Raw genomic sequence first — 21711 nt, 5'->3', positions numbered from 1 at the left:
CGGCGGAACCGGCCAGGATCGGGGGATGTCCCGCCGGGAGCTGGTCCGCCGTTGCCTCGTCGCGGCCGCGAGCGGGCTGCTGGCCACGCTGGCCTTGAGCGCGTTTCCGTACCAGGCCATCTGCACCGGCCCGGCGTGCGTGATCGTCGGGCTCCTGCTCGTGCCGCTCGCCGTGTTCGGCGCCGCCGTGGTGGCCTGGGTACTTGCGCTGCCGCGGGGATGGCGGGTTGCGCTCGCCTCACCCGTCGTGGTGTTGTTCGCTTGGGGCGTCGTGCTGCCGATCGCGCTGTGACCTGCTCTTTCCAAAGTTCACCCACCGTGCTCCTGCGGATCCTGTGTTGAATCGTGTAGGATTTTGTGTGGTTGGGGTGCGACGGACGGAGTAGACGGTGCTGGCGCGTCAGCGACAGGCGGTGATCCTGGAAGAGGCACGCCGGACCGGGGCGGTCCGGGTCAGTGACCTCGTGGCCAGGCTGGGCGTGTCCGACATGACGGTCCGCCGCGACCTCGACGTCCTCGCCGGCCGCGGGCTCGTCGAGAAGGTCTACGGCGGCGCCACCTCGGTCGTCGGCAAGAGCACCGACGAACCCGGGTTCGAGGCGAAGTCCGTGCGCCAGCGCGCGCAGAAGGAAGCCATCGCCGAGCTCGCCGCGACGCTCGTCCGGCCAGGCACCGCGATCGGCCTCTCCGCGGGCACCACCACGTGGACCCTCGCCCGTGCGCTCGACGCCATCCCCGGGCTCACCATCGTGACCAACTCGATCCAGGTCGCCGACGTGCTCCGCGGGTCGACGCAGCCGGACCGCACGGTCGTGCTCACCGGCGGGGTGCGGACGCCGTCGGACGCGCTGGTCGGGCCGGTCGCCGTGCACAGCCTGCGGTCGCTGCACCTGGACGTCGTCTTCCTCGGCGTGCACGGGATGGCCGACGGGCCCGGGTTCACCACGCCGAACCTCACCGAGAGCGAGACCGACCGCGCGCTGGTCGAGGCCGGGCGCAAGCTGGTCGTGCTCGCCGACCACACGAAGTGGGGCACCGTCGGCATCTCCACGATCGCCGACCTCGACGAGGCCGACGTCGTCGTCACCGATGACGGGATTCCCGACGAGGCCAAGGAAATACTCGCCGAACGGGCGGGAGAACTCATGATCGCCGAGACGGCGGAGACGGACGAGGCCCAAGAAGCGTGAAGCGCACCGTACGACACCTGGCCGACGGCCGGGAGATCATCTACTTCGACCAGCCCGGCGCGCCCGACCGCGTCGCCGAGGACACCCGCGACCTGCCGCCGGTTTCGGCCGCGTCGGAGATCCGGCGTGACCCGCTGACCGGCGAGTGGGTCGCGATGGCCGCGCACCGGCAGACGCGGACCTACAAGCCGCCCGCCGACCTGTGCCCGCTGTGCCCGAGCAAGCCGGGCAAGCCGAGCGAGATCCCCGAAAGCGACTACGACGTCGTCGTCTTCGAGAACCGGTTCCCGTCGTTCGCCGAGGACGTCGTCGGCGAATCGTCCACTGTGGACGGGCTGGGACTGGTGCCGGTGGCGCCCGGGCGTGGCCGCTGCGAGGTCGTCTGCTTCACCAGCAACCACGAGGGCTCCTTCGGGCAGCTGAGCGCGAAGCAGGTGCGGGCCGTGGTCGACGCGTGGGCGGACCGCACGGCCGCACTGTCCGAAGTGCCCGGTGTGGAACAGGTCTTCCCGTTCGAGAACCGCGGCGAGGAGATCGGCGTCACGCTGTCGCACCCGCACGGGCAGATCTACGGCTACCCGTTCGTCACGCCCAAGACCGGGCGGATGCTCGAGGTCGCCCGCGCCTACCAGGCCGAACACGGCCGCCCGGTGCTCGGCGACGTGCTCGCCGCCGAACGCAAGTCCGGCGCCCGCGTGGTGACGTCCGGGGAGCACTGGACGGCGTACGTGCCGCCGGCGGCCCGCTGGCCGGTCCAGGTGCAGATCGTGCCGCACCGGCAGGTGCCGGACATCCCCGCGCTGACCGACGACGAGCGCGACGACTTCGCCGACGTCTACCTCGACGTGCTGCGCCGCTGCGACGCGCTGTACGACCGGCCGCTGCCCTACATCGCGGCGTGGCACCAGGCACCGGTGCGCCGCGACCGCGACCTCGGCTGGCTCCACCTGGAGCTGTTCTCCGTGCTGCGCGCGAAGGACAAGCTGAAGTACCTGGCGGGGTCCGAGTCCGGCATGGCGGTGTGGATCAACGACGCCACGCCGGAGCAGATCGCGGAACGGCTCCGCGCGGCCGGCTGAACCCGGCCATACTCATCTCCGATGCACAGGTTCGGCTCAGGAACCTCTCAGGACCGTCCCGCAAGGTGATGACATGACCGAGAACGACCCCAGCGCGCACGACCCCGCGGCGCCGCGCCAGCCCGAGACCGGCCAGCAGGCCGCGCAGGGCGGCTGGGCGGGGAAACCGTACGGTGAGCAGGCCGAGTCCGGCGGATCGCCGTACGCCGAGCCGTCCTACCACGCGGTGACCGGGGCCGATCCGTCCTACGGAACGCAGCAGAACGCGAACCCCTGGTCCGCGCAGGGTGCCGCGACGGGCCAGCAGACCCAGCAGAGCGTCTACCCGCCGCCGAACCCGTACGGCACGTCCGCGTACAACCCGCCGCCGTCGCCGCCGAAGCGCTCCGGCGGGAAGCTGCTCGCCGGTGTCGCGCTGGTCGCGCTGCTGGTCGGCGGCATCGCGGGCGGGACGGTCGGGTACTTCACCGGCGGGCGGTCCGGTCCGGTCACCAACGCGCTCGACGCGCCGAAGCCGGCCCAGCAGACCGGCAACGCGCCCGCGGGCTCGGTCGAGGCGGTCGCGCAGAAGCTGTCGCCGAGCGTCGTCGAGCTGCAGGTCAGCGGCCAGCAGGGTGCCGGCGAGGGCTCGGGGTTCGTGATCAGCACCGACGGCTACATCCTGACCAACAACCACGTCGTCGAGGTCGCCGCGAGCGGCGGGCAGATCCAGGCCGTGTTCCAGGACGGCAAGAAGGCGCCCGCCAAGATCATCGGCCGTGACCCGACGACCGACATCGCGGTGGTCAAGGTCAGCGGCGTCAGCGGACTGACCCCGGTCGAGCTCGGCCGGTCCGACGACCTGCGCGTCGGCCAGTCCGTGGTCGCCATCGGCTCGCCGTTCGAGCTGGCAGGCACGGTCACCTCGGGCATCGTCAGCTCGCTGCACCGGCCGGTGCGCGCCGGCGGCAGCAGCGGCGACCAGACCACGGTGATGGACGCCGTCCAGACCGACGCGGCGATCAACCCGGGCAACTCCGGTGGCCCGCTGGCGAACATGGCCGGGCAGGTCATCGGCATCAACTCCGCGATCTACAGCCCGCAGTCAGCCCGCGGCCAGGGCGGCGGCTCGGAGGGCGGCAACGTCGGCATCGGCTTCGCGATCCCGATCGACCAGGCTCGCCGCACCGCGGACACGATCATCAAGACCGGCCAGGCGGTGCAGACCTACATCGGCGCGCAGGTGAAGGACTCCCCGCAGGGCGGTGCGGAGCTGGGCGCCATCCAGCCCGGCAGCCCCGCCGAGAAGGCCGGCCTCAAGGCGGGCGACGTGGTGGTCAAGATCGACGACCGCACGATCGACTCGGCCGACACGCTGGTCGCGGCGGTCCGCACCCGCGCCCCGGACGAGAAGGCGACGTTCACCCTCGCCGACGGCCGCACGGTCGAGGTGACCCTCGGCGGCCAGCCCGTCCAGCCCAACTGATCCCACCAGACGCTCGGTCGCCTCGGGGCGACCGAGACCAGCTTCGGCTCGACCCCCGGAACCGGGGCCGGACCCACAAGGCCACGCGCGACCCAGGCACTCGATGCCGGTCGCGCGTGGCCGCATTTGTGCCGGGTTCACGGGCCGGGAGAGGCATCGTGCGTGACTGGAGGGGCATCGCGCGTGATTGAAGGGGCATCACGCGTGATTGAAGGGGCATCGGGCGTGATTGGAGGGTCGACTCGCGTGTCTGGAGGGTCGACTCGCGTGTCTGGAGGGGCGACTCGCGTGTCTGGAGGGTCGACTCGCGTACCTGGACGGTCGGCCTGCGTACCCGGGCGGTCGGTTTGCGTGCCTGGAGGGTCGGTTTGCGTGTCTGGGTGGATGACACGGGTGATCAGCGCCGTCAGGATTGCTGCCAGCCAGATTGTTGCCGTGGTGAGGGCCAGGCCCAGGGCTGGGTTGCCGTCGTGGAGGCCGGGCGTCGGCGGGGTGCCGTAGGGCCGCCAGAGCAGCGGGAACGCCAGGATCGCCAGGATGCCCGTGATGACCGTGGCCGTCACCACCGGGGTTCGCCACGGCCGCGGGAGAAGGCGGCCGAGCGCGAGGCCGAGCACCGCCGTCAGCGGGGCGACGACGCCGTCGTTGACCAGCGGGCCGCCGACGAGCCAGCCCACCGTGCCGAAGACGTCCGGGCGCAGCGGCAGCGCGTACTCGACGAACAGCACCACGCCCCACGCCAGCGCCGCGAGGCCCGGCAACGCCAGCAGCACACGGACGGTCTTCACAGCGCCTCCAGCTTCGCAACCCACTTCGTCTGCAGCACGCCGGGCCGGTTCGGCGCGATGATCCGGCACGGGAAGCCGTGGTCGAGGTCGAGCACCTCGCCGTTCAGTTCCAGCGCCAGCAACGTCAGCTCGTCGGCCGTGTGCTCGCCGGGCAGCACGCTGACGCCGTACAGCCCGTTTCGTTCCAAAGAGGACACTCGCACCGCGGTGCCGGGCGCCGCGCCCGCGGCTTTCAGCAGCACCGGCAGGGAAACCCCGCGCCAGATCGCCGACTGGCTCCAGCCCTCCACGCACGCGATCGGCAGCTCCGCCGTGGTCTGCGGCAGCGCACGCAGCTGGTCGAGCGAGAACGCCGTCGTGCCGCGCGGGGTCACCACGGACAGCCGCCACGTCGGCGACCACGTGACTCCCGCGGCCGCCGCGGTGCGGTTCACCGGGAGGTTCTGCGTGCCCTTGCCCGTCTTCCACGACAGCCCGGAAACGCCGCGCAGGAACGGAACCGTCGCGCCGGCCGTGGCGACGACCGCGACACCCGCCGCCAGCCCGGTCGTGCGGAGGAAGCCGCGCCGCGACAGTCCCGTGGACGGCGGCTCTTCCGCGACGGTGGCGCGGCTCAGCGCCCGCCGGATCACCGGCAGCTTCACCGCGACGTGCACCAGGATCGACCCGATCGCCAGCCACGCGACCGCGTAGTGCACCTGCGGGAAGTAGAAGCCCCACGGGTAGTTCTGCGCGACGTTCAGCAGCCCGGTCGTCAGCTCGAAGAACGCCGCGCCCGACAGCACCAGGATTGACAGCCGTTCCAAGGCGTGCGGCAGTGAGCGCACGAGCGGGCGGCCGAACAGCTTCGGGTAGACGCTCCAGAGTTTCGCCAGCAGCAACGGGATCGACGCCACGCCGCAGATCACGTGTAGTCCCTGCGTGACGCGGTACAGCCCGACCGGGCGGCTGGGCCAGGAGAACCACACCGGCGGGTGCTGGATCAGGTGGCTGAGCAGGCCGGTCACGAAGCACGTGGTGAACGTGACCGCCAGCGCCAGCCCGATCTTCGACGTCACGCGTTCGTCGTGCGCCGGAGCCCGGAACTGCTCCTCGGCGGGAACCGGCAGTTTCACGATCGCTCCAATCGCGCGAACCAGCGGTGGCCGTGCCGGGTGGTCCAGCCGACACGCAACCCGGCACGCAGGGCGACTTCGGCGACCGCGTCCACCCCGACCCAGGCCCACGCGAACCAGGCGCCGTCCGCGTGGCCGGGCCGCAGCCGGACGCGCTCGTGCCGCAGGCCGTGCCCGGGCGGCTCCAGCTCGACGAGGACGTCGCCGTCCGCGGCGATCAGCTGCGCCGTGCGCCGCAGCAGCGCCGCCGGGTCGCCGCCGATGCCGATGTTGCCGTCGGCGAGCAGCGCGTGCCGCCAGCGTCCCTCGCCGGGAAGGTGGTCGAAGACGTTGCGCTGCAACGCACTTCCGCCGCGGTGGCGGGTCAGCCGGACGGCCGTGGGCGAGCTGTCCACGCCCAGCGCGACGACTCCGCGCCCGGCCAGCGCCGCGGTGAGCCTGCCGGGGCCGCACCCGATGTCGAGCGTCGGCCCGGAACAGGCGTCGAGCAGGACGTCGTCGCCCGCGGACGGCGCGGTCCAGCGCTCGACCGGCAGCTCGATGCGTTCGCCGTTCGCCAGTTCGAGCCAGCACCGGTGCCCGAGCAGGCCCCGGTCGAACTCGGTGCCGAGCAGCAGCGTCATCACGCGACCACCCGTCCGGCGGCCGCCGCGACGGCGCGCGCGAACCGGCCGTCCGGACACGCCGCCGCGACCGCGCGTGCGTCGGCCATCGTGTCCACATCGGACAGACAGGGGGCCGTCTGTGGCCGCAGCCCGCACGAGCGCAGCGCCTGCCGGGTGCGTTCGCCGGTGTCGGCACGGGACATCGGGACGCCCGCGAGGACCTGCGCGTGCCGCGGTTCGGCGAGTCCGAGTGCCCACCAGCCGCCGTCCACGGCCGGGCCCAGCACCGAGTCGTGCCCGCTGTGCAGGACCGGCGCGACCGCCTCGGCGAGGGATTCCGGCGTGACCTGCGGGGTGTCCATGCCGATCTGGAGGACCGGCAGGCCGGCGTGCACCGCGGCGGCGTCGGCGTGGGCGTTCGCCAGGCGGGCGCCGAAGTCCCAGCCACGCTGCGGGACTACGGTGACGCGGCGCAGCGCCCCGCCGATGTCGGCACTGCGCGCGGCGGCGCCGAGGTTCCCGGTCATCGCGACGACGGGCGCGGCGCCGGGCACCGCGCAGACGGCGTCGAGCGTGTCGAGCAGCGCGGCCGCGGCGATCTCCGCCGCCTGCGCCGGGGTCGCGGGCGGGCAGAGCCGGGTCTTGGCCAGGCCCGGCACCGGCGCCTTGGCCACGACCAGCAGGACGAACGGACGGGTCATCGGGTCAGCACCCGCCCGAAGTCGCGGACCGCCCGCAGCGTGCCCCGCACCGAGCCGGACACCTTCGACTTCGTGCCCTTGGCGCGCTCGCCGTAGCGGACGTCGAACTCGCGCACCCGCCACCCGGCGCGCTGGGCCTTGATCAGCAGCTCGAGGGGATAGCCGAACGCCCGGTCGGCGACGCCGAGGCGCAGCAGCGCCCGCCGGTCCGCCGCCCGCAGCGGCGCGATGTCCCGCACCGGCAGTCCGCGGGCGCGCAACAGCAGCGCCAGCACGACGTTGCCCGCCCGCGCGTGCCACGGCCAAACCCCGGGCCCGGTCGGCACCCGCCGTCCGACGGCCAGGTCCGCACCGCCGGCCACCGCGGCCACCAGCCGCGGCAGATCGCCGAGCTCCAGCGAACCGTCGGCGTCGGCGAAGCACACGATGTCCGCGGTGGCGGCTTCCAGGCCGGCGTGCACGGCCGCGCCGTAGCCGCGCCGGGGTTCGTGGACGACCTTGGCGCCGAGCGCGGCCGCCACTTCGGGCGAGCCGTCGGCCGAGCCGTTGTCGACCACGATCGCGCGGTAGCCGGGCGGCAGGCCCGCCAGCACCGCGGGCAGGGCGGCCGCTTCGTCGAGGCAGGGGAGGACGACGTCCACTTCCGAGTCAGTCACGGCGCCGACCGTAAGTCCGCCGGAAACGCCGCAGAACCCTTGCGGGGCTTACCGAATCATGACGTCGGGCGAGTTCTTACCGAGCCGTTACGGCTGCCGGTTCCCGCCCGCGGACCGCCGTCCGCGGCCTTATGGTGGCGGCGATGAGCGAGCCGACTTCGGCAGCCCGGCTCGCGGAGCCGCCTGCCCGCGAACCCGGCGCGCCGCCGTCCGGGCGCCGCGCCGATCTCCTTGCCGTCGCGGCGGCCACGGTCCTGGTCGCGACGGCCACCGCGGTGGGTCTGTACTACAACCGGCCGCACTCCGGCGTGATCATCTTCGTCGCGTCGCCGCCGTTGTTCGCCGACTGGCTGCCCCACATCGGACCGGGCTCGGTGTTCGCCGTGCTCGTCGCCGTCGCGGTCGTGCTGCACGGCCCGGCACTGGCCGCCCGCCTGCCGTGGCGCCGCGCGCTGGCCGCCGGCTACCTGGCCTCGCTGGCCTGGATCTTCTCGCTGGCCATGGTCGACGGCTGGGCCCGCGGGTTCGCCGGGCGCCTCACCATCCCGCAGGAGTACCTCCACGAGGTGCCCGGGATCACCGACATCCCGCGGATGCTGCGCGAGTTCTCCTCCCGCATCCTCGACTTCCAGCCGAACTCCTGGACGACGCACGTGTCCGGCCACCCGCCGGGCGCGACGCTCGTGTTCGTCTGGCTCGACCGGCTCGGCCTGCACGGCGGCGGGTGGGCGGCCACGGCCGTCGTGCTCACCGGCAGCCTGGTTGCGGTGGCCGTGCCCGCGACCCTCGCCCTGCTCGGCCGCCCGGACGCGGCCCGCGTGGTGCTGCCGTTCGCCGTCCTCACCCCGGGCGCGGTGTGGATCGGCGTCTCGGCGGACGGCCTGTTCGCCGGGGTGACCGCCACCGGGCTGGCGCTGCTCGCGTTGTCCGCGAAGGCGTTCTCCGAGAGTCGCCGGTACGCCGTGCCTGCCGGGCTGGCGGCCGGGGTGCTGCTCGGCTTCGGCATCTTCCTGTCCTACGGCCTGGTGCTGCTCGGCGTGCTCGCGGTGGCCGTGGCCGTCCTGGGCCGCCAGTGGCGCGCGGCGGCTCTGGCGGCCGCCGCAGCACTGGCCGTGGTGGGTGTCTTCGCCTGGGCGGGCTTCTGGTGGCTGGACGGCTACCACCTGGTCGTCGAGCGCTACTACCAGGGCGTCGCGCTGGTCCGGCCCTATTCGTACTGGGTCTGGGCGGACCTGGCGGCGGTGACCGTGGCCCTCGGCCCGGCGGTGGTGGCCGGCCTGCGCCGCGGTCTCGCCGGGGCCCGTCCGCGCCTGCTCGCCGATCCGGTGCTGCTGCTCGGGCTGGCCGCACTGGCCGCCATCCTGTTCGCCGACGCTTCGGGCCTGTCGAAGGCGGAGACCGAGCGCATCTGGCTACCGTTCGGGGTGTGGTTGCTGCCGATGACGGCCCTGCTGCCGCGCCCGGGACGCCGGTGGTGGCTCGCCGCCCAGGCGGCGACGGCCCTGGCGGTCAACCACCTGCTGCTGACCGGCTGGTGAGGGAGACGTGATGAACGATCAGGCCGGACGCGTGCTCGTGGTCGACGACGACGAGACGGTCCGCGACGTCGTCCGCCGCTACCTGGAGCTGGCCGGGTTCACCGTCGACATGGCCGGTGACGGCGCCGAAGGGCTGGCGAAGTTCGCCGCCTGCGAGCCCGATCTCGTCGTCCTCGACGTCATGATGCCGGGGATCAACGGCCTGGAGGTATGCCGGCGCCTGCGTCAGGCCGGCCAAGTGCCGATCGTCATGCTCACCGCGCTCGGCGAGGAGGAGAACCGCATCGCCGGGCTCCAGCTCGGCGCCGACGACTACGTCACGAAACCGTTCAGCCCCAAGGAACTGTCGCTGCGCGTGGCGTCGGTGCTCCGCCGTGCGCGGATGCCGCGTCCCGCGCCCGCCGCCGCGGAACTGGCGGACGGCGACCTGCGCCTGCAGATGAACGCGCGCACCGCGACACTCGGCGGCCGCGAACTGCCGCTCACCACCCGGGAGTTCGACCTGCTGGCGTTCTTCCTTGCCCACCCGGGCGTCGCCTACTCCCGCGCGGACCTGCTCGAGAAGGTGTGGGGCTGGGACTTCGGCGACCAGTCCACAGTGACCGTCCACGTGCGACGGTTGCGCGAAAAGATCGAGCGCGACCCGGCCAAGCCGGCCCGGGTGGCCACCGTGTGGGGCGTCGGCTACCGCTACGACCGGGTGCAGCCGTGATCGGGCCGGGTGAGTCCTTCGCGGAGATGCTGACGCATCTCTGGCACATTCTCCCGTTCGCGCTGCTGTTTTCGCTGCCGGTCGCGGCACTGGGCGGGGTCGCGCTGTACGTCCTGCGCCGCGGTTCGCTCGCCACCACGCTCACCGTGCTGGTGCTGATTCCGGTGCTCGCCACGCTGGTCGGCGTCCTGGGGATCAGCGGGTTCATGTTCACCCCGGCGCTGACCACGATGCTGCTGGTCTGCCTGCTCGTCGCGCTGGTCACCGTGCCCGCCGCGATCGTCCTCGGCCGCGCGATCGCCCGCCGCAGCGTCTGGGAACGCGAAGCACGCGAGCGCGAGCGCGCGGCGGAGGCGTCCCGCCGCGAACTGGTCGCCTGGATCAGCCACGACCTGCGCAGCCCGCTGGCCGGCATCCAGGCCATGGCCGAAGCACTGGCCGACGGGGTGGTGTCCGACCGCGCCGAGGTCGCCGACTACGCCCAGCGCATCAGCGGCGAGACCACCCGGCTGTCGGCGATGGTGGGCGACCTGTTCGAGCTGTCGCGGATCACCGCGGGCGCACTGGAGCTCACCATGTCCGCGGTGCCGCTGCGCGACGTCGTGAGCGACGCCGTCGCCGCACAGGCCCCGGTCGCCCACCGGAAGCGGGTGCGCGTGCTCGCCCACGCCTCGACCTGGCCAGTGGTGACGGGCAGCGACCCGGAACTGGCCAGGATCGTGCGGAACCTGGTGTCCAACGCGATCCGGCACACCCCGCCGGACGGGACGGTCGCGGTGCAGATCGGCGTCGACGGCAACGAGGCCCTGCTCGCCGTCGACGACTCCTGCGGGGGCATCCCGGACGACGAGATCGGCCGCGTCTTCGACGTCGCCTTCCGCGGGACACAGGCCCGCACGCCCGAGCGGGGCGGGACGACCAGCGGCGGCGGGCTCGGCCTGGCCATCGCCAAGGGACTGGTCGAGGCCCACCGCGGGCGGATCGGGGTGCACAACCACGGCCCCGGGTGCCGGTTCGAGGTTCGCCTGCCGCTGGCGATGTCCTAGGCAGCCAGGGGTGTTCGGCCCGGGCCGAGCCGCAGGAACTCCATGCCGGGGAAGTGGGCGGGCGCGATCACCGCGCCGGTGCGTTCGATCTCGTCCAGCCAGCGCAGCCGCGTCCGGGCCGCCTCCTCCGGATCGTGGTCGGCGATGAACCGCACCCGCTCGTCCCGCAGCTGCACCGGCGTGTGGATGACGTCGCCGAGCAGCAGCAGACGCTGCCCGTCGGCCACGATGTCCAGCACGTAGTGCCCGGGCGTGTGACCCGGCGCGTGCCGCGCGGTGATGCCCGGCGCCAGCGAGACGGCGTCGCCGTGGATGGCCTCGGTGTGGCCGGCCGCGCGCACCGCCTCCAGCCCGATCCGGCTCCAGTCGCCGTGGCCCAGCCTGCCCACCATCGGTTCCCAGTCCGCGGCCCCGTGGACGATCCGCGCGCCGCCGAACGCGGGGACGCCGTCCGGTGCCAGCCAGCCGACGTGGTCGGAGTGCAGGTGCGTGAGGAAGACGGTGCCGACGTCCTCGGGCCGCACGCCCGCCTCGGCCAGCGCCGCCAGGAGATCCCCGCCGCCGCCCATCGGCGTGTCCGGGTCGGTCCCCGCCGGGGCCATGCCGTCCGGGAAGCCCATCTCCCGCGGCCCGAACCCGGCGTCGACCAGGATCGTCCGGCCCTCGCCGCGGACAAGGAACGCGCCGACCGGCACGGGCACGGTGCCGTCCGGGCCGAGGACCTCGCGGTGTTCGTCCGGGTCCAGGCCGGGGAAGAACGGCGGCGGGAGCCGGACCAGCCCGTCGCTCAGTGCCTCGATCGTGTAGCCGCCCACGGTGATGTGCCCCATGAGGGGGACAAGTTCGGTGACGATCGAACTATTCCCGGCCGAGACCGTACGTCCGGTTCATCGCGTGGAGCGTCCGGACGACCTCCGCTCGCAGGGTTTCCGGGGCGACGACCTCGGCGTCGGCACCGAACTTGAGCAGTTCGGGCACGGCGGCCTCGACCGATTCGATGGGGATCTCGATCTCGGTCCAGCCCGCCGCATCCGGCCCGGCCGTCGTCTTCCGTGCCGCGACGACAGCCGGTTCCAGCAGGTGGGGCAGCCGGTCGAGGCCGCGGCGGGAGAGCCGGACCACCGCGGTCTCCCGGTGCCGCCGCCGGTCGAACTGCTCGAGGTAGCTCGCCCAGTGGCCGGCCAGATCGAACCCTCCGGCACGCTCGAACGTTCCGGGCAGGACGGTCACGTCGAGCATCCGCGAGATCCGGTAGGTGCGGAACCTCCCGTCGCTTCCGGCCACCAGGTACCAGTTCCCGGCCTTCAGGACCACGCCGTGGGGGTGCACGACGCGGGTGATCTCGTGCGGCCGCGCCCAGCGCAGGTAGCGGATCTCCAGCGGATGCTGGTTCCAGGTGGCGTCGGCGACGGCCGCCAGGTGGGGAGTCCGCTCGGCGTCGAAGTACCACGACGGCGGGTCGACGTGGAAGCGATCGGCGACGCGACCGGCCCGCTCGCGCAGCCCGGCGGGCAACGCCGCCATGAGCTTGAGCTGCGCGGTGGCCGTCGCGCCTGCCAGGCCCAGCTGAGCGGCCGCGGCCGGGAGCCCCGTCAGGAACAGGGCCCCGGCTTCCTCCGCGGTCAGCCCGGTCAGCCGCGTCCGGTAACCGTCGAGCAGCCGGAAGCCGCCGTCGTGCCCGGGCTCGCCGTACACCGGCACACCGGCCGCGCCGAGCGAATCGACGTCCTGGTAGATCGTCCGGACCGACACCTCCAGCGCCTCCGCCAGCTCCCGGGCGGTCATCCGGTCCCGGGACTGCAGCAGCAACAGCAGGGACACCAGGCGGCTCGCGCGCATGCTCGCCAGTCTGCCGAACTCCACTGACAGAAGGTGTCAGCGAACCCGTCCTAGCGTCTCGCCCATGACCTCGAACCTGATCAGCCGCTACGTGGCGGTGTGGAACGAGCCCGACCCCACGGCCCGGCGCCGGGCCGTCGCCGAGCTGTGGGCCGAAGACGGCGTCCAGTACACCGAAACCGCCGAGCACCACGGCCATGACGCGCTTCAGGCCCGGGTTGCCGGCGCGTACGACCAGTTCGTCGCGCCGGGTGAATTCGCCTTCACCGCGGCGGACGACGTCGTGACCCACCACGACGCGGTCACGTTCACCACCCACATGGTCCCCGCGACGGGTGGCGCTCCGGTGTGGAGCGGCACCCTCTTCCTGCTGCTCGGCGCGGACGGCCGCATCCGGCGCGACTACCAGTTCACCGGGACGGAAGCGGGCACCCGGGCCGTCGTCACGGAGTTCCTCGGCCGCCTGGCCGGAGGCGACCCCGACCGGATCGCCGGCCTGTTCGCCGACGTCGTCGACTGGCAGCTCGACTGGCCCGAGGCCGGACATCCGGCAGTGCCGTGGATCCGGGAGAGGTCGACGCGCGCCGACGTCGCCGATCACTTCCGCGCGCTGAACGCCTTCCACGGTGAGCGCGGGGCAACGACGCCGAGGATCCTGGTCGACGGGCGCGACGCCGTGGTCCTCGGCGAGATCCGCCAGACGGTGAAGGCCACCGGCCGGCCCTACGCCGCTCGCTGCGCGCTGCACCTCACCGTCGAAGGTGGACTGATCACCCGCTACCACGTCTACGAGGACAGCCTGACCGTCGCGCAGGCGTTCACCGGTTGACCGGCGCGCGGAGTTCGGCCGTGGCGAAGTCCGCCAGTCCCTTGGCGAAGCCGATTTCCGCGGTGAAGCCGAGCAGTTCCCGGGCGCGGGCCGGGTCGGCCACCACGTGCCGGACGTCGGCGGGCCGGGCGCCGCCGACCACCTCCGGGGCGGGCCCGTTGCAGGCCAGGGCCAGCTCCTCGGCCAGCTCGCCGACCGTGTGCGGGGTGCCGGAACAGACGTTCACCGGCGTGATGCCGCCGTCCGGGCCGGGTGTCCCGAGAGCCAGGACGTTCGCCCTGGCGACGTCGTGGACGTGCACGAAGTCGCGCTGCTGGCGGCCGTCCTCCAGCACCCGGGGTGCCTCGCCGCGCACCAGGGCCGAGCGGAACAGCGAAGCCACCCCGGCGTAGGGCGTGTTCTGGGGCATCCGCGGGCCGTAGACGTTGTGGTAGCGCAGCGCCCACACGCTGCCGCCGGTCTGCCGGGCCCAGGCACCGGCCAGGTGTTCCTGCGCCAGCTTCGTCGCCGCATACGTGCTGCGCGGGTTCAGCGGTGCGTCCTCCGGGACCAGCTGCCAGCCCAGCTCGGCCCCGCAGGACGGGCACCGCGGCTCGAACCGGCCGGCGTCCACATCGGACCGGCGCCGCGGCGCCGGTGGCACGACACCGTGGGCCGGGCACGAGTACCGGCCTTCGCCGTAGACGACCATCGACGACGCCAGCACCAGCTTCCGCACCCCGGCCGCGTGCATCCCGGCCAGCAGCACCGCCGTGCCGTAGTCGTTGTGCAGGGCGTACGACGGCGCGTCCGACGGGTCGATCCCGTGCCCCACCACCGCCGCCTGGTGGCACACCGCGTCGACGCCGTCCAGCAGCTCCGCGACGATCTCCGCGTCCGTGACGTCGCCGCGCACGAACCGGTGCCTGCCGGTGTACGGCGGCGGAGTGGGACCGCCGTGTGCGGTGGGGAGGAGGTTGTCCAGCACCACGACCTCGTCACCCCCGTCGGCCAGCAGATCCGCGATGTGTGACCCGATGAACCCGGCTCCGCCGGTGACCAGTACGCGCACACCGGTCACGCTAGGACCGCCCGTCCCGGCAGGCCCGGGTTCGCGCCGTCACGTCACGGAATCGTCAGAACTCACCTGCCACCTCCCGGCGCCGGACGGCCGAAACCGACTACGGTGGGCGCCATGGAACGGAGTGCACAACGGCTGGGCCGGGCCCTCGTGGTCATCGTGGACGATCGCGTGGCGCACGGCGAGCACGAGGACACCAGCGGCCCGCTGGTCACGGAGCTGCTCGAAGAAGCGGGCTTCATCGTCGACGGGGTCGTGGTCGTCGAGGCCGAGACCGCGGGCATCCGCAACGCGCTCAACACGGCCGTGATCGGCGGCGCCGACCTCGTGATCACCGTCGGCGGCACCGGAGTGCTGCCGCGTGACCGGACCCCGGACGCGACCGCCGGTGTGCTCGACCGCCCCATCCCGGGCATCAGCGAGGCGATCCGGGCGTCCGGCCTGGCCGCCGGCGCGGTGGACGCCGGGATCTCGCGCGGGCTGGCCGGGGTGTCGGGCAGCACGCTGGTGGTCAACCTGGCCGGGTCGCGGTCCGCGGTCCGCGACGGGATGGCCACGCTGACCTCGCTCGTGCCGCACGTGATCGACGAGCTGTCGGGCCTCGAAGAGGTCTGAACCGCCGAGTTCCGCATTGGCGGCAGGCTGGGCGTCACCCCGTCGACACCGCGCACCTCTGCGGCGGCGGGGCCCACGAGGAACTGCCCGCCGGGGCCCGGCGGCGAGTGGCGCCTCGACGCTCGAGCTGACCGCCGGGCACCTGCGCCGGCTGGATGCGCTCGGTCAGCACTCTGGAGTTGTCAAAGAACGCGTCGTGGGAGACTGGCGGGTATGTCCGGCGAGAAGCGCGACCCCAAGGCCGGCAGCGCCCAGCGCCGCCGGGTCGACGAGATCTTCGGGGACGTCCTGCCCGAGACGACCTCCGACGAGCGGGATCCCGAGCGGCGCGCCGGTCTCCCGGACGAGTGGTACCGGGAGAACCGGCCACCGCACCACGATCGCTGACCGGGCTCAGTCGCGGCCGTTGTCGCGCTGGGACTGTGCGCGCAGCAGGTCGCGGATCTCGATCAGCAGCTCGACGTCGGTCGGTTCCGAGGGGCCCGGCTCCTGGCCGCGCTTGCGCCGTTCCTGCAGCTTCTTCACCGGCAGCACGATCACGAAGTAGACGACCGCCGCGACGAGCACGAAGTTGATCGCCGCGTTGATCACGCTGCCGAAGTCCAGGAACGTGGCATCGTTGTTGGCGAAGATCTGGTACCCGAGGCCCTTGGCCGCGTCCGTGCCGCCGATCGTGCTGATCAACGGCTTGATCAGGCCGTTGGTGAACGCCGTGACGATCGCCGTGAACGCCGAGCCGATCACCACCGCGACGGCGAGGTCGACGACGTTGCCGCGCATCAGGAAGTCCTTGAAACCTTTGAGCACCTTGCTCTCCTCACGAACCGGGAAGGGGACGCCTCGGCCCGTCTCGGCGGGCGCGGACTAGCGGAGAGTAACCGTTACCGGACGCTCCAGTGAAATCGCCGCCACCCGCGTCGCGAGGGATTCGGGGAGCCGGAGCAGGACCAGCCGTCCCTTCGGCTCCGGATGCCCGACCGTCACCACGATCGCCCCGCCGGCCAGCACGGACGCCGGAACTCCCGGCTCGGTCGTGGTCACGACGTCGACGCGCAGGCCGGGAGCCAGCAGCTCGGCGACGGCCGCGTCGGCCAGCCGGACCGGCACGGTGGCGGTCCCGGGATCACCCCTGGCGGGGATGCCGGCCAGCCGGACGTCGGTCAGGGCCTCGCCGGCCCGGACGGCGCCCGCCAGCAGCCGTCCGTCGACGGCGTCGAGCGTGCTCAACGCGCCAGAGGGCCGGGCATCGCCGGGAAGCTCGGCCAGCCGGACGTCGGCGGCGCGCAGCTTCGCGCCGGGAGGGAGGTCGTGTGCCGCGAGGACGGTCGGAGCGCCTCGCGCGGAGCCGGGATGGACGAACAGCAGCAAGCCGCCGGCGAGCAGCAGGACGGCCGCGAGCCAGCGGCGGGTCAGCCGCGCTCGCCTGCCCTGCAGCCGGGTCAGATCGGGTGGGATGAACTTCGACAGCACGTCCACGGTGCCCCCTCGGTCGGATCAGGTGCGGCGGGCGTGCCGCACAAGATCGACGTTAGGGAAGCCGGACGGACCGCGGGAAGGGCCGCGTCCGGCACCTGTGGACAACTGGGGTGTTGTGGATAACTTCGCGCCTCAGGACGCGGCGGCGGCCGTTTTTGTCGTACCCGAGGAGGAAGATGCCGCGCTCGTGTCCGGCTTCGACTCCGTCTTGGTCTCGGTCTTCGCCGGGGCCGCGGCGGTGCTCGACTTGCTCGAGTCGCGCGAGTCGGTGCGGTAGAACCCGCTGCCCTTGAAGACGACGCCGACCGAGCTGAACACCTTGCGCAGCGCGCCGGAGCACTGCGGGCAGACGGTCAGGCTGGGGTCCGAGAACGACTGCACGGCTTCGAACCGGTGGTCGCATTCTTTGCAGGCGTACTGGTACGTAGGCACTGACGGCTCCTTTGCTGGCACTCATCCGACCAGAGTGCTAACCCGATTGTGCTTCAAAGCATTCCCCGAAGGCAATTCCTCGTTGCTCACATCGGCAGCTCGACCACGCCTCGACCGGGGGTCAAGGCCCCGGTCATGCGCACGTCGTGCGGTTCGCCGGGCAGCCGTCCGACCAGCTCTTCGTCCCGGACGACGGCCAGCAGCACCGCGTCCGCGGCGGCGAACACCAGCGAGCGGTCGTAGTGGCCGGCGCCCCGTCCGAGCCGGACGCCGCGCCGGTCCACGGCCAGCGCCGGAACCAGGACCAGCTCCGCCGCGCCGACGGCCTCGGGCCCCAGCCGTTTCCCGCCGGGTTCCCGGATGCCGCGGAACCGGCTGGGCACGAGGCCTGCCTCGCCGGTGTACTCCGCCCAGTCGAGCGGTCCCGGCTCGGGCCGGATGACCGGCAGCAGCACCCGCGCGCCGCCGTCCGCCAGCGCGTCGACGAACGCCGTCGTGCCCGGTTCGGTCCCGAAGGGCAGGTACGCGCACACCGTCGCGGCTGTGACCTTCGACACCGCGTCGACCAGCGCGGCGGCCTCGCGTGCGTGCGATTCGGCTGTCTGGTCCGCCCGTGCGCGGGTCAGCCGCGCACGCCACTCCGCCTTGCTCAGGTGCTCATTGCCCAGCGCGTGCATGACCTCACGTTAGGCTTTGCGCCCATGACGGGCGCCGCAACCACGCAGACCTTCAGAACCGCCATCGTGCCTGCCGCCGGGCTCGGGACGCGCTTCCTCCCGGCGACGAAGGCCGTGCCCAAAGAGCTGTTGCCGGTGGTCGACACGCCGGGCATCGAGCTGGTCGCGGCGGAGGCCGCGGCGGCGGGCGCGGAACGGCTGGTCATCGTGACCTCGCCGGGCAAGGACGCCGTCGTCCGGTACTTCGAAAGCCAGCCGGAGCTGGAGGAGAACCTCCAGGCCAAGGGCAAGACCGAGCTGCTGGAGAAGGTTCGCCGCGGCCACTCGCTGCTCGCCGTCGAAACCGCCGTCCAGGAGCAGGCCCTCGGCCTCGGCCACGCCGTCGCCCAGGCCGAACCGAACCTCAAGCCCGACGACGAGGCCGTCGCCGTGCTGCTGCCGGACGACCTCGTGCTGCCCACCGGCGTGCTCGAGCGGATGAGCGCGGTCCGCGCCCAGTACGGCGGCAGCGTGCTCTGCGCGTTCGACATCCCGAAGGCCGAGATCTCGCCGTACGGCGTCTTCGACGTCACCGACACCGACGACGAAGACGTCAAGCGCGTGCACGGGATGGTCGAGAAGCCGAAGCCGGAGGACGCGCCGTCGACCTACGCCGCGGCCGGCCGCTACCTGCTCGACCGGGCGATCTTCGACGCGCTGAAGCGGATCACCCCGGGCAGCGGCGGCGAGCTGCAGCTGACCGACGCGGTCGCGCTGCTGATCGCCGAGGGGCACCCGGTGCACGTCGTCGTCCACCGCGGCGGACGCCACGACCTGGGGAATCCGGGTGGTTTCCTGCGTGCCGCGGTCGACTTCGCGCTCGAAACGCCCGAGTACGGTCCATCTTTACGGGCGTGGTTGACGGAACGGATCGGAACAGACCGCCCATGACGGAATCCCTCGACGCGGCACGGCCCGAGGTGGCCGAGGACGAGGCCGGGTTCCGCTCGGTCGACGCGCAGATCGCGATGACGCTGGACGCCGCCGTCCGGCCCCGGCCGGTGCGCGTGGCGATTTCCGAGGCCCAGGGCCTGCTCTGCGCCGAGGAGGTGGTCGCCGAGCACGCCCTGCCCGGCTTCGACCAGGCCGCGATCGACGGGTACGCGGTCCGCAGCGTCGACGTGCGCACCGCCGGGCAGGAGCCGGTGGTGCTGCCGGTCGTCGGGGAGATCGCGGCGGGTTCCCGCCAGCCGCGGCGGCTCCAGCCCGGCCAGGCCGTGCGCGTCGACACCGGCGCGCCGCTGCCGACGCTGGCCGACGCCGTCGTGCCGCTCGCCTACACCGACGGGCACCAGGCCAAGGTCACCGTGCACCGCTCGGTGCCCTCGGCCGGGTACGTGCGGCGCGCGGGGGAGGACGTCCAGATCGGCGACGTCGCGGTCCGCAACGGCGACACCATCGGGTCGGCGCAGGTCGGCCTGCTCGCCGCGGTCGGGCGCGCGAAGGTGCTGGTCTACCCGCGGCCACGGGTCTCGATCGTGTCGGTCGGCGACGAGCTGGTCGACATCGACCGGACGCCGTCGGTGGGTCAGGTCTACGACGTCAACTCCTACGCGCTGGCCGCGGCCGCCCGGGACGCGGGCGCCGAGGTCAGCCGCGTCGGCATCGTGCCGAGCGAGCCGAAGCGGCTGCGCGAGATCGTCGAGGGCCGGCTGCTCATGTCGGAGATCGTCGTGGTCGCGGGCGGTGCCGGGGGCGCCACCGGCGACGAGGTCCACGCCGCGCTGGCCGACCTCGGCCGGATCGACATGACGCGGGTCGCGATGCACCCCGGCTCGGTGCAGGGCTTCGGCAGGCTCGGCCCCGACTCGGTGCCGACGTTCCTGCTCCCGGGCAACCCGATGAGCGCGCTGGTGGTGTTCGAGGTGCTCGTGCGGCCGCTGATCCGGGCGGCGCGCGGGACCCGCAACCCGCACCGGCGGATCGTCGGCGCGCGGCTGCTGTCGCCGATCACGTCGACCGAGGGCAGGCGCGGCTTCCTCCGCGGCCAGCTCCTGCGCGACGAGGCCAACGGCGAGTATCTGGTCCAGCCGCTCGGGCAGTCCGGGGCGCACCTGCTCGCGTCGCTGGCCGAGGCGAACTGCCTGATCAACGTGCCGGAAGAACTGACGGAGGTCGCCGCGGGCGAGCAGGTCCAGGTCACTTTCCTGGCGCAACGGGCCTGATGGGCGCCGTGTCCGGCGTGTCATACCCGGTCGAGAGCAGGCACCCGGGCTGGCCGGCCCGGCTCGGCCCGCTGCGGGTGCCCGCGGGCGTGGTCGCCGTCCGGCCGGTCCGGCTCCGCGACGCCGGCGAGTGGAGCCGCATCCGGCTCCGGGACCGCGCGCATCTGGAGATGTGGGAGCCGACCGGGGTCGGCCCGTGGCCGGAACGCAACGCCTTCTGGTCGTGGCCGTCCCAGTGGGCGGCGTTGCGTTCGCTCGCTCGGCGTGGTCAGTGCCTGCCGTTCACCATCACCCTTGACGGGCGCCTCGCGGGACAGATCACTGTGGGTAATGTCATTCGGGCGTCCCTGAGGTCCGCCTGGATCGGCTACTGGGTGTCGTCCGAGGTGGTCCGCGGCGGGGTCGCGACGGCCGCCGTCGCCCTGGTCACCGACCATGCCTTCGGCCCCGCCGGCCTGCACCGGCTGGAGGCCACCGTGCGCCCGGAAAACGCCGCCAGCCTGCGGGTTCTCACCAAGGCGGGCTACCGGCAGGAGGGGCTGTTCGAGCGCTACCTCGACGTGGCAGGCGCCTGGCGGGACCACTACTGCTACGCCGTCACGCGCGAGGAGACCGGGGCGGGCCTGGTGGCGCGGCTGGTCGCGGCGGGCCGCGCCGAGTACGCCTGACGGTGATTACCCACCCGGGTCAGTAGCCGCGTTACCACATGAAGTGAGATTCACCTAATCCGGTGAGGCATTTCCTGTGATCGAACCCGGCGAGCCTCCGCCCGATCTGTTACTCCTGTGACTAGCGTGATTTCAGGTGAAGGATCGGGGGAGGTGACGGGAGATGCCCAGTTCGGTGATCATCGTCGCGCTGGCCGCGGCATGGCTCGTCGTACTCGTGCCCATGGTCGCGCGGCGACGGCAGCAGGTCGCGCGTACGGCCGACTCTGCGCTCGCGGCCAGAGTGGTGCGCAGTGGACGCAACGAAGACCGGGAGGAATTCGCCATGTCCGACGAGCACGGGAAGTCCCGGCCCTCGGTCGAGGACGACCTCGCGGAGCTGGAGGCCGACCTCGAACTCGACGACGACGTCGAGGAACCCGAGCCCGAGCCGGACCCGCTCCCACAGCCGGGGCGCAGTCCACGGCCCGAGCGCGAGCGGCCGGGCTACCGGCCGGGCCGGGGCGGCTTCGACCCCGAAGCCGCCGAGATCGCGGCCCGCGCCAAGTACAGCTTCCGGCAGCGCGTCGTCGTCATCCTGCTCGTGATCGCGGTGCTCACGGCGGGCGTCGCGGGCTTCCTCTTCCCGCTGGCCTGGTGGGGCCACGGCGCGGTCGACGTCGTGCTCGTCGGCTACCTCGTGTACCTGCGCCGCCAGGTGCGCATCGAGGAGGAGATCCGGCAGCGCCGCCTCGCCCGGTTCAACAGCACGCGCGCCCCGCGTCGCCCGGCACCTCTCGAGGACGAGGAGCTGCCCTCGGTGTCCTCGTCTTCGGCTCCGGCTCCGGTGGAGGACGTCGAGGTCGTCGAGCCGGTCCGCCGGGAGGTCGTCGAGCGCCGCCCGTCCCCGACTTCGCGCGTCCGCCGCAGCGCGGTCGTGGTCGACCTCGACGACGAAGACCCCGCGTTCGAGGAACTCGACGAGCCCGGGACCAGCCCATACCGCCGCGCGGTCGGAGAGTGACCCCCCTGCGCGA

General features: G+C 72.9%; 26 protein-coding genes. 14 read left to right on the top strand and 12 right to left on the bottom strand.

The annotated features are described in order from the left end of the window. Nucleotides 1–25 precede the first annotated feature (25 nt). The 4 genes from ABJI51_RS15775 (at nt 26) to ABJI51_RS15760 (ending at nt 3734) form a co-directional block, all read left to right on the top strand. A complete protein-coding gene (locus tag ABJI51_RS15775) occupies nt 26–292 on the top strand; it encodes a hypothetical protein (protein ID WP_348951469.1) in 267 nt (88 codons plus the stop codon). A gap of 97 nt (nt 293–389) precedes the next feature. Then, the gene (locus ABJI51_RS15770; protein WP_348951467.1) at nt 390–1190 is read left to right on the top strand and encodes a DeoR/GlpR family DNA-binding transcription regulator; all 801 of its coding nucleotides are present in this window, start codon (nt 390–392) and stop codon (nt 1188–1190) included. Further along, complete coding sequence (galT, locus tag ABJI51_RS15765; protein WP_348951465.1) at nt 1187–2269, top strand: galactose-1-phosphate uridylyltransferase; 1083 nt, start codon at nt 1187–1189, stop codon at nt 2267–2269. Before ABJI51_RS15770 ends, galT begins: the two co-directional genes overlap by 4 nt. Before the next feature lie 73 nt (nt 2270–2342). Then, nucleotides 2343–3734: a S1C family serine protease gene (locus ABJI51_RS15760; RefSeq protein WP_348951463.1), complete on the top strand. Its 1392-nt coding sequence runs from the start codon at nt 2343–2345 to the stop codon at nt 3732–3734. 137 nt (nt 3735–3871) lie between these two features. Here the strand turns inward: ABJI51_RS15760 and ABJI51_RS15755 are convergent, their stop codons facing one another. The 5 genes from ABJI51_RS15755 to ABJI51_RS15735 are packed head-to-tail and all read right to left on the bottom strand — an operon-like array spanning nt 3872 to nt 7584. Continuing rightward, nucleotides 3872–4522, bottom strand: a complete 651-nt coding sequence (locus ABJI51_RS15755; protein ID WP_348951461.1) for a hypothetical protein — start codon at nt 4520–4522, stop codon at nt 3872–3874. After that, entirely contained in the window at nt 4519–5637 is a 1119-nt protein-coding gene (locus tag ABJI51_RS15750; protein WP_348951459.1) for a molybdopterin-dependent oxidoreductase, read from the bottom strand. The genes ABJI51_RS15755 and ABJI51_RS15750 overlap by 4 nt, the downstream gene beginning before the upstream one ends. Next, the gene (locus tag ABJI51_RS15745) at nt 5634–6260 is read right to left on the bottom strand and encodes a class I SAM-dependent methyltransferase (RefSeq protein ID WP_348951458.1); all 627 of its coding nucleotides are present in this window, start codon (nt 6258–6260) and stop codon (nt 5634–5636) included. Before ABJI51_RS15745 ends, ABJI51_RS15750 begins: the two co-directional genes overlap by 4 nt. Beyond that, nucleotides 6260–6943, bottom strand: a complete 684-nt coding sequence (locus ABJI51_RS15740) for a TIGR04282 family arsenosugar biosynthesis glycosyltransferase (protein WP_348951456.1) — start codon at nt 6941–6943, stop codon at nt 6260–6262. Before ABJI51_RS15740 ends, ABJI51_RS15745 begins: the two co-directional genes overlap by 1 nt. Next, on the bottom strand, nt 6940–7584 hold the full coding sequence (locus ABJI51_RS15735) for a glycosyltransferase family 2 protein (protein ID WP_348951885.1): 645 nt from the start codon (nt 7582–7584) through the stop codon (nt 6940–6942). The genes ABJI51_RS15740 and ABJI51_RS15735 overlap by 4 nt, the downstream gene beginning before the upstream one ends. A gap of 158 nt (nt 7585–7742) precedes the next feature. Here ABJI51_RS15735 and ABJI51_RS15730 point away from each other — a divergent pair, with 158 nt between their 5' ends. From ABJI51_RS15730 to ABJI51_RS15720, 3 genes are read left to right on the top strand one after another with little or no spacing between them, the layout of a single operon-like run. Next, nucleotides 7743–9137 (top strand): hypothetical protein, encoded by a 1395-nt coding sequence (locus tag ABJI51_RS15730; protein WP_348951454.1) that lies wholly within the window; start codon nt 7743–7745, stop codon nt 9135–9137. A gap of 10 nt (nt 9138–9147) precedes the next feature. Then, entirely contained in the window at nt 9148–9849 is a 702-nt protein-coding gene (locus tag ABJI51_RS15725) for a response regulator transcription factor (RefSeq protein WP_348951452.1), read from the top strand. Next, complete coding sequence (locus ABJI51_RS15720; RefSeq protein ID WP_348951450.1) at nt 9846–10895, top strand: sensor histidine kinase; 1050 nt, start codon at nt 9846–9848, stop codon at nt 10893–10895. Before ABJI51_RS15725 ends, ABJI51_RS15720 begins: the two co-directional genes overlap by 4 nt. On the opposite strand, the gene ABJI51_RS15715 is transcribed toward ABJI51_RS15720, so the two are convergent. After that, entirely contained in the window at nt 10892–11725 is an 834-nt protein-coding gene (locus ABJI51_RS15715) for an MBL fold metallo-hydrolase (RefSeq protein WP_348951448.1), read from the bottom strand. The two genes, ABJI51_RS15720 and ABJI51_RS15715, sit on opposite strands and share 4 nt — an antisense overlap. 28 nt (nt 11726–11753) lie before the next feature. Next, nucleotides 11754–12734: a helix-turn-helix transcriptional regulator gene (locus ABJI51_RS15710; RefSeq protein ID WP_348951883.1), complete on the bottom strand. Its 981-nt coding sequence runs from the start codon at nt 12732–12734 to the stop codon at nt 11754–11756. 64 nt (nt 12735–12798) lie between these two features. On the opposite strand from ABJI51_RS15710, the gene ABJI51_RS15705 reads away from it, so the two are divergent. After that, nucleotides 12799–13563, top strand: a complete 765-nt coding sequence (locus tag ABJI51_RS15705) for a nuclear transport factor 2 family protein (RefSeq protein WP_348951446.1) — start codon at nt 12799–12801, stop codon at nt 13561–13563. Here the strand turns inward: ABJI51_RS15705 and ABJI51_RS15700 are convergent. Then, nucleotides 13553–14614, bottom strand: coding sequence for an NAD-dependent epimerase/dehydratase family protein (locus ABJI51_RS15700; protein ID WP_348951445.1), 1062 nt, complete (start codon nt 14612–14614; stop codon nt 13553–13555). The genes ABJI51_RS15705 and ABJI51_RS15700 overlap by 11 nt on opposite strands. Before the next feature lie 123 nt (nt 14615–14737). Between ABJI51_RS15700 and ABJI51_RS15695 the strand changes: the two genes are divergently transcribed. After that, the gene (locus tag ABJI51_RS15695; protein WP_072476233.1) at nt 14738–15238 is read left to right on the top strand and encodes a MogA/MoaB family molybdenum cofactor biosynthesis protein; all 501 of its coding nucleotides are present in this window, start codon (nt 14738–14740) and stop codon (nt 15236–15238) included. Between the two features lie 213 nt (nt 15239–15451). After that, nucleotides 15452–15625 (top strand): hypothetical protein, encoded by a 174-nt coding sequence (locus tag ABJI51_RS15690; protein ID WP_348951442.1) that lies wholly within the window; start codon nt 15452–15454, stop codon nt 15623–15625. 6 nt (nt 15626–15631) lie between these two features. On the opposite strand, the gene mscL is transcribed toward ABJI51_RS15690, so the two are convergent. From mscL to ABJI51_RS15670, 4 genes are all read right to left on the bottom strand, one after another. Beyond that, nucleotides 15632–16045, bottom strand: coding sequence for a large-conductance mechanosensitive channel protein MscL (gene mscL / locus ABJI51_RS15685; RefSeq protein ID WP_348951440.1), 414 nt, complete (start codon nt 16043–16045; stop codon nt 15632–15634). 57 nt (nt 16046–16102) lie between these two features. Then, nucleotides 16103–16714 (bottom strand): SAF domain-containing protein, encoded by a 612-nt coding sequence (locus ABJI51_RS15680; RefSeq protein ID WP_348951438.1) that lies wholly within the window; start codon nt 16712–16714, stop codon nt 16103–16105. A gap of 132 nt (nt 16715–16846) precedes the next feature. Further along, a complete protein-coding gene (locus ABJI51_RS15675; RefSeq protein ID WP_348951436.1) occupies nt 16847–17146 on the bottom strand; it encodes an FmdB family zinc ribbon protein in 300 nt (99 codons plus the stop codon). 86 nt (nt 17147–17232) lie between these two features. Further along, nucleotides 17233–17823, bottom strand: coding sequence for a 5-formyltetrahydrofolate cyclo-ligase (locus ABJI51_RS15670; protein ID WP_348951435.1), 591 nt, complete (start codon nt 17821–17823; stop codon nt 17233–17235). A gap of 24 nt (nt 17824–17847) precedes the next feature. Here ABJI51_RS15670 and ABJI51_RS15665 point away from each other — a divergent pair, with 24 nt between their 5' ends. The 4 genes from ABJI51_RS15665 to sepX all read left to right on the top strand — a co-directional run bounded on the left by ABJI51_RS15665 (nt 17848) and on the right by sepX (nt 21698). Continuing rightward, nucleotides 17848–18753, top strand: a complete 906-nt coding sequence (locus tag ABJI51_RS15665; protein ID WP_348951433.1) for a UTP--glucose-1-phosphate uridylyltransferase — start codon at nt 17848–17850, stop codon at nt 18751–18753. Further along, on the top strand, nt 18750–20027 hold the full coding sequence (glp, locus tag ABJI51_RS15660; protein WP_348951431.1) for a molybdotransferase-like divisome protein Glp: 1278 nt from the start codon (nt 18750–18752) through the stop codon (nt 20025–20027). The genes ABJI51_RS15665 and glp overlap by 4 nt, the downstream gene beginning before the upstream one ends. Continuing rightward, complete coding sequence (locus ABJI51_RS15655) at nt 20027–20695, top strand: GNAT family N-acetyltransferase (RefSeq protein ID WP_348951429.1); 669 nt, start codon at nt 20027–20029, stop codon at nt 20693–20695. Before glp ends, ABJI51_RS15655 begins: the two co-directional genes overlap by 1 nt. A gap of 163 nt (nt 20696–20858) precedes the next feature. After that, nucleotides 20859–21698 carry a divisome protein SepX/GlpR gene (gene sepX, locus ABJI51_RS15650; RefSeq protein ID WP_348951427.1) on the top strand — a complete coding sequence of 280 codons (840 nt, stop codon included), beginning with the start codon at nt 20859–20861 and terminating at the stop codon, nt 21696–21698. The last annotated feature ends 13 nt before the right edge of the window (nt 21699–21711 follow it).

Origin of the sequence: Amycolatopsis melonis (assembly GCF_040064235.1) — a bacterium.
Classification (GTDB): Bacteria; Actinomycetota; Actinomycetes; order Mycobacteriales; family Pseudonocardiaceae; genus Amycolatopsis; species Amycolatopsis melonis.
Note: the sequence above shows the minus strand (reverse complement) of the source record. Positions and strands in the feature narration are given on the sequence as shown.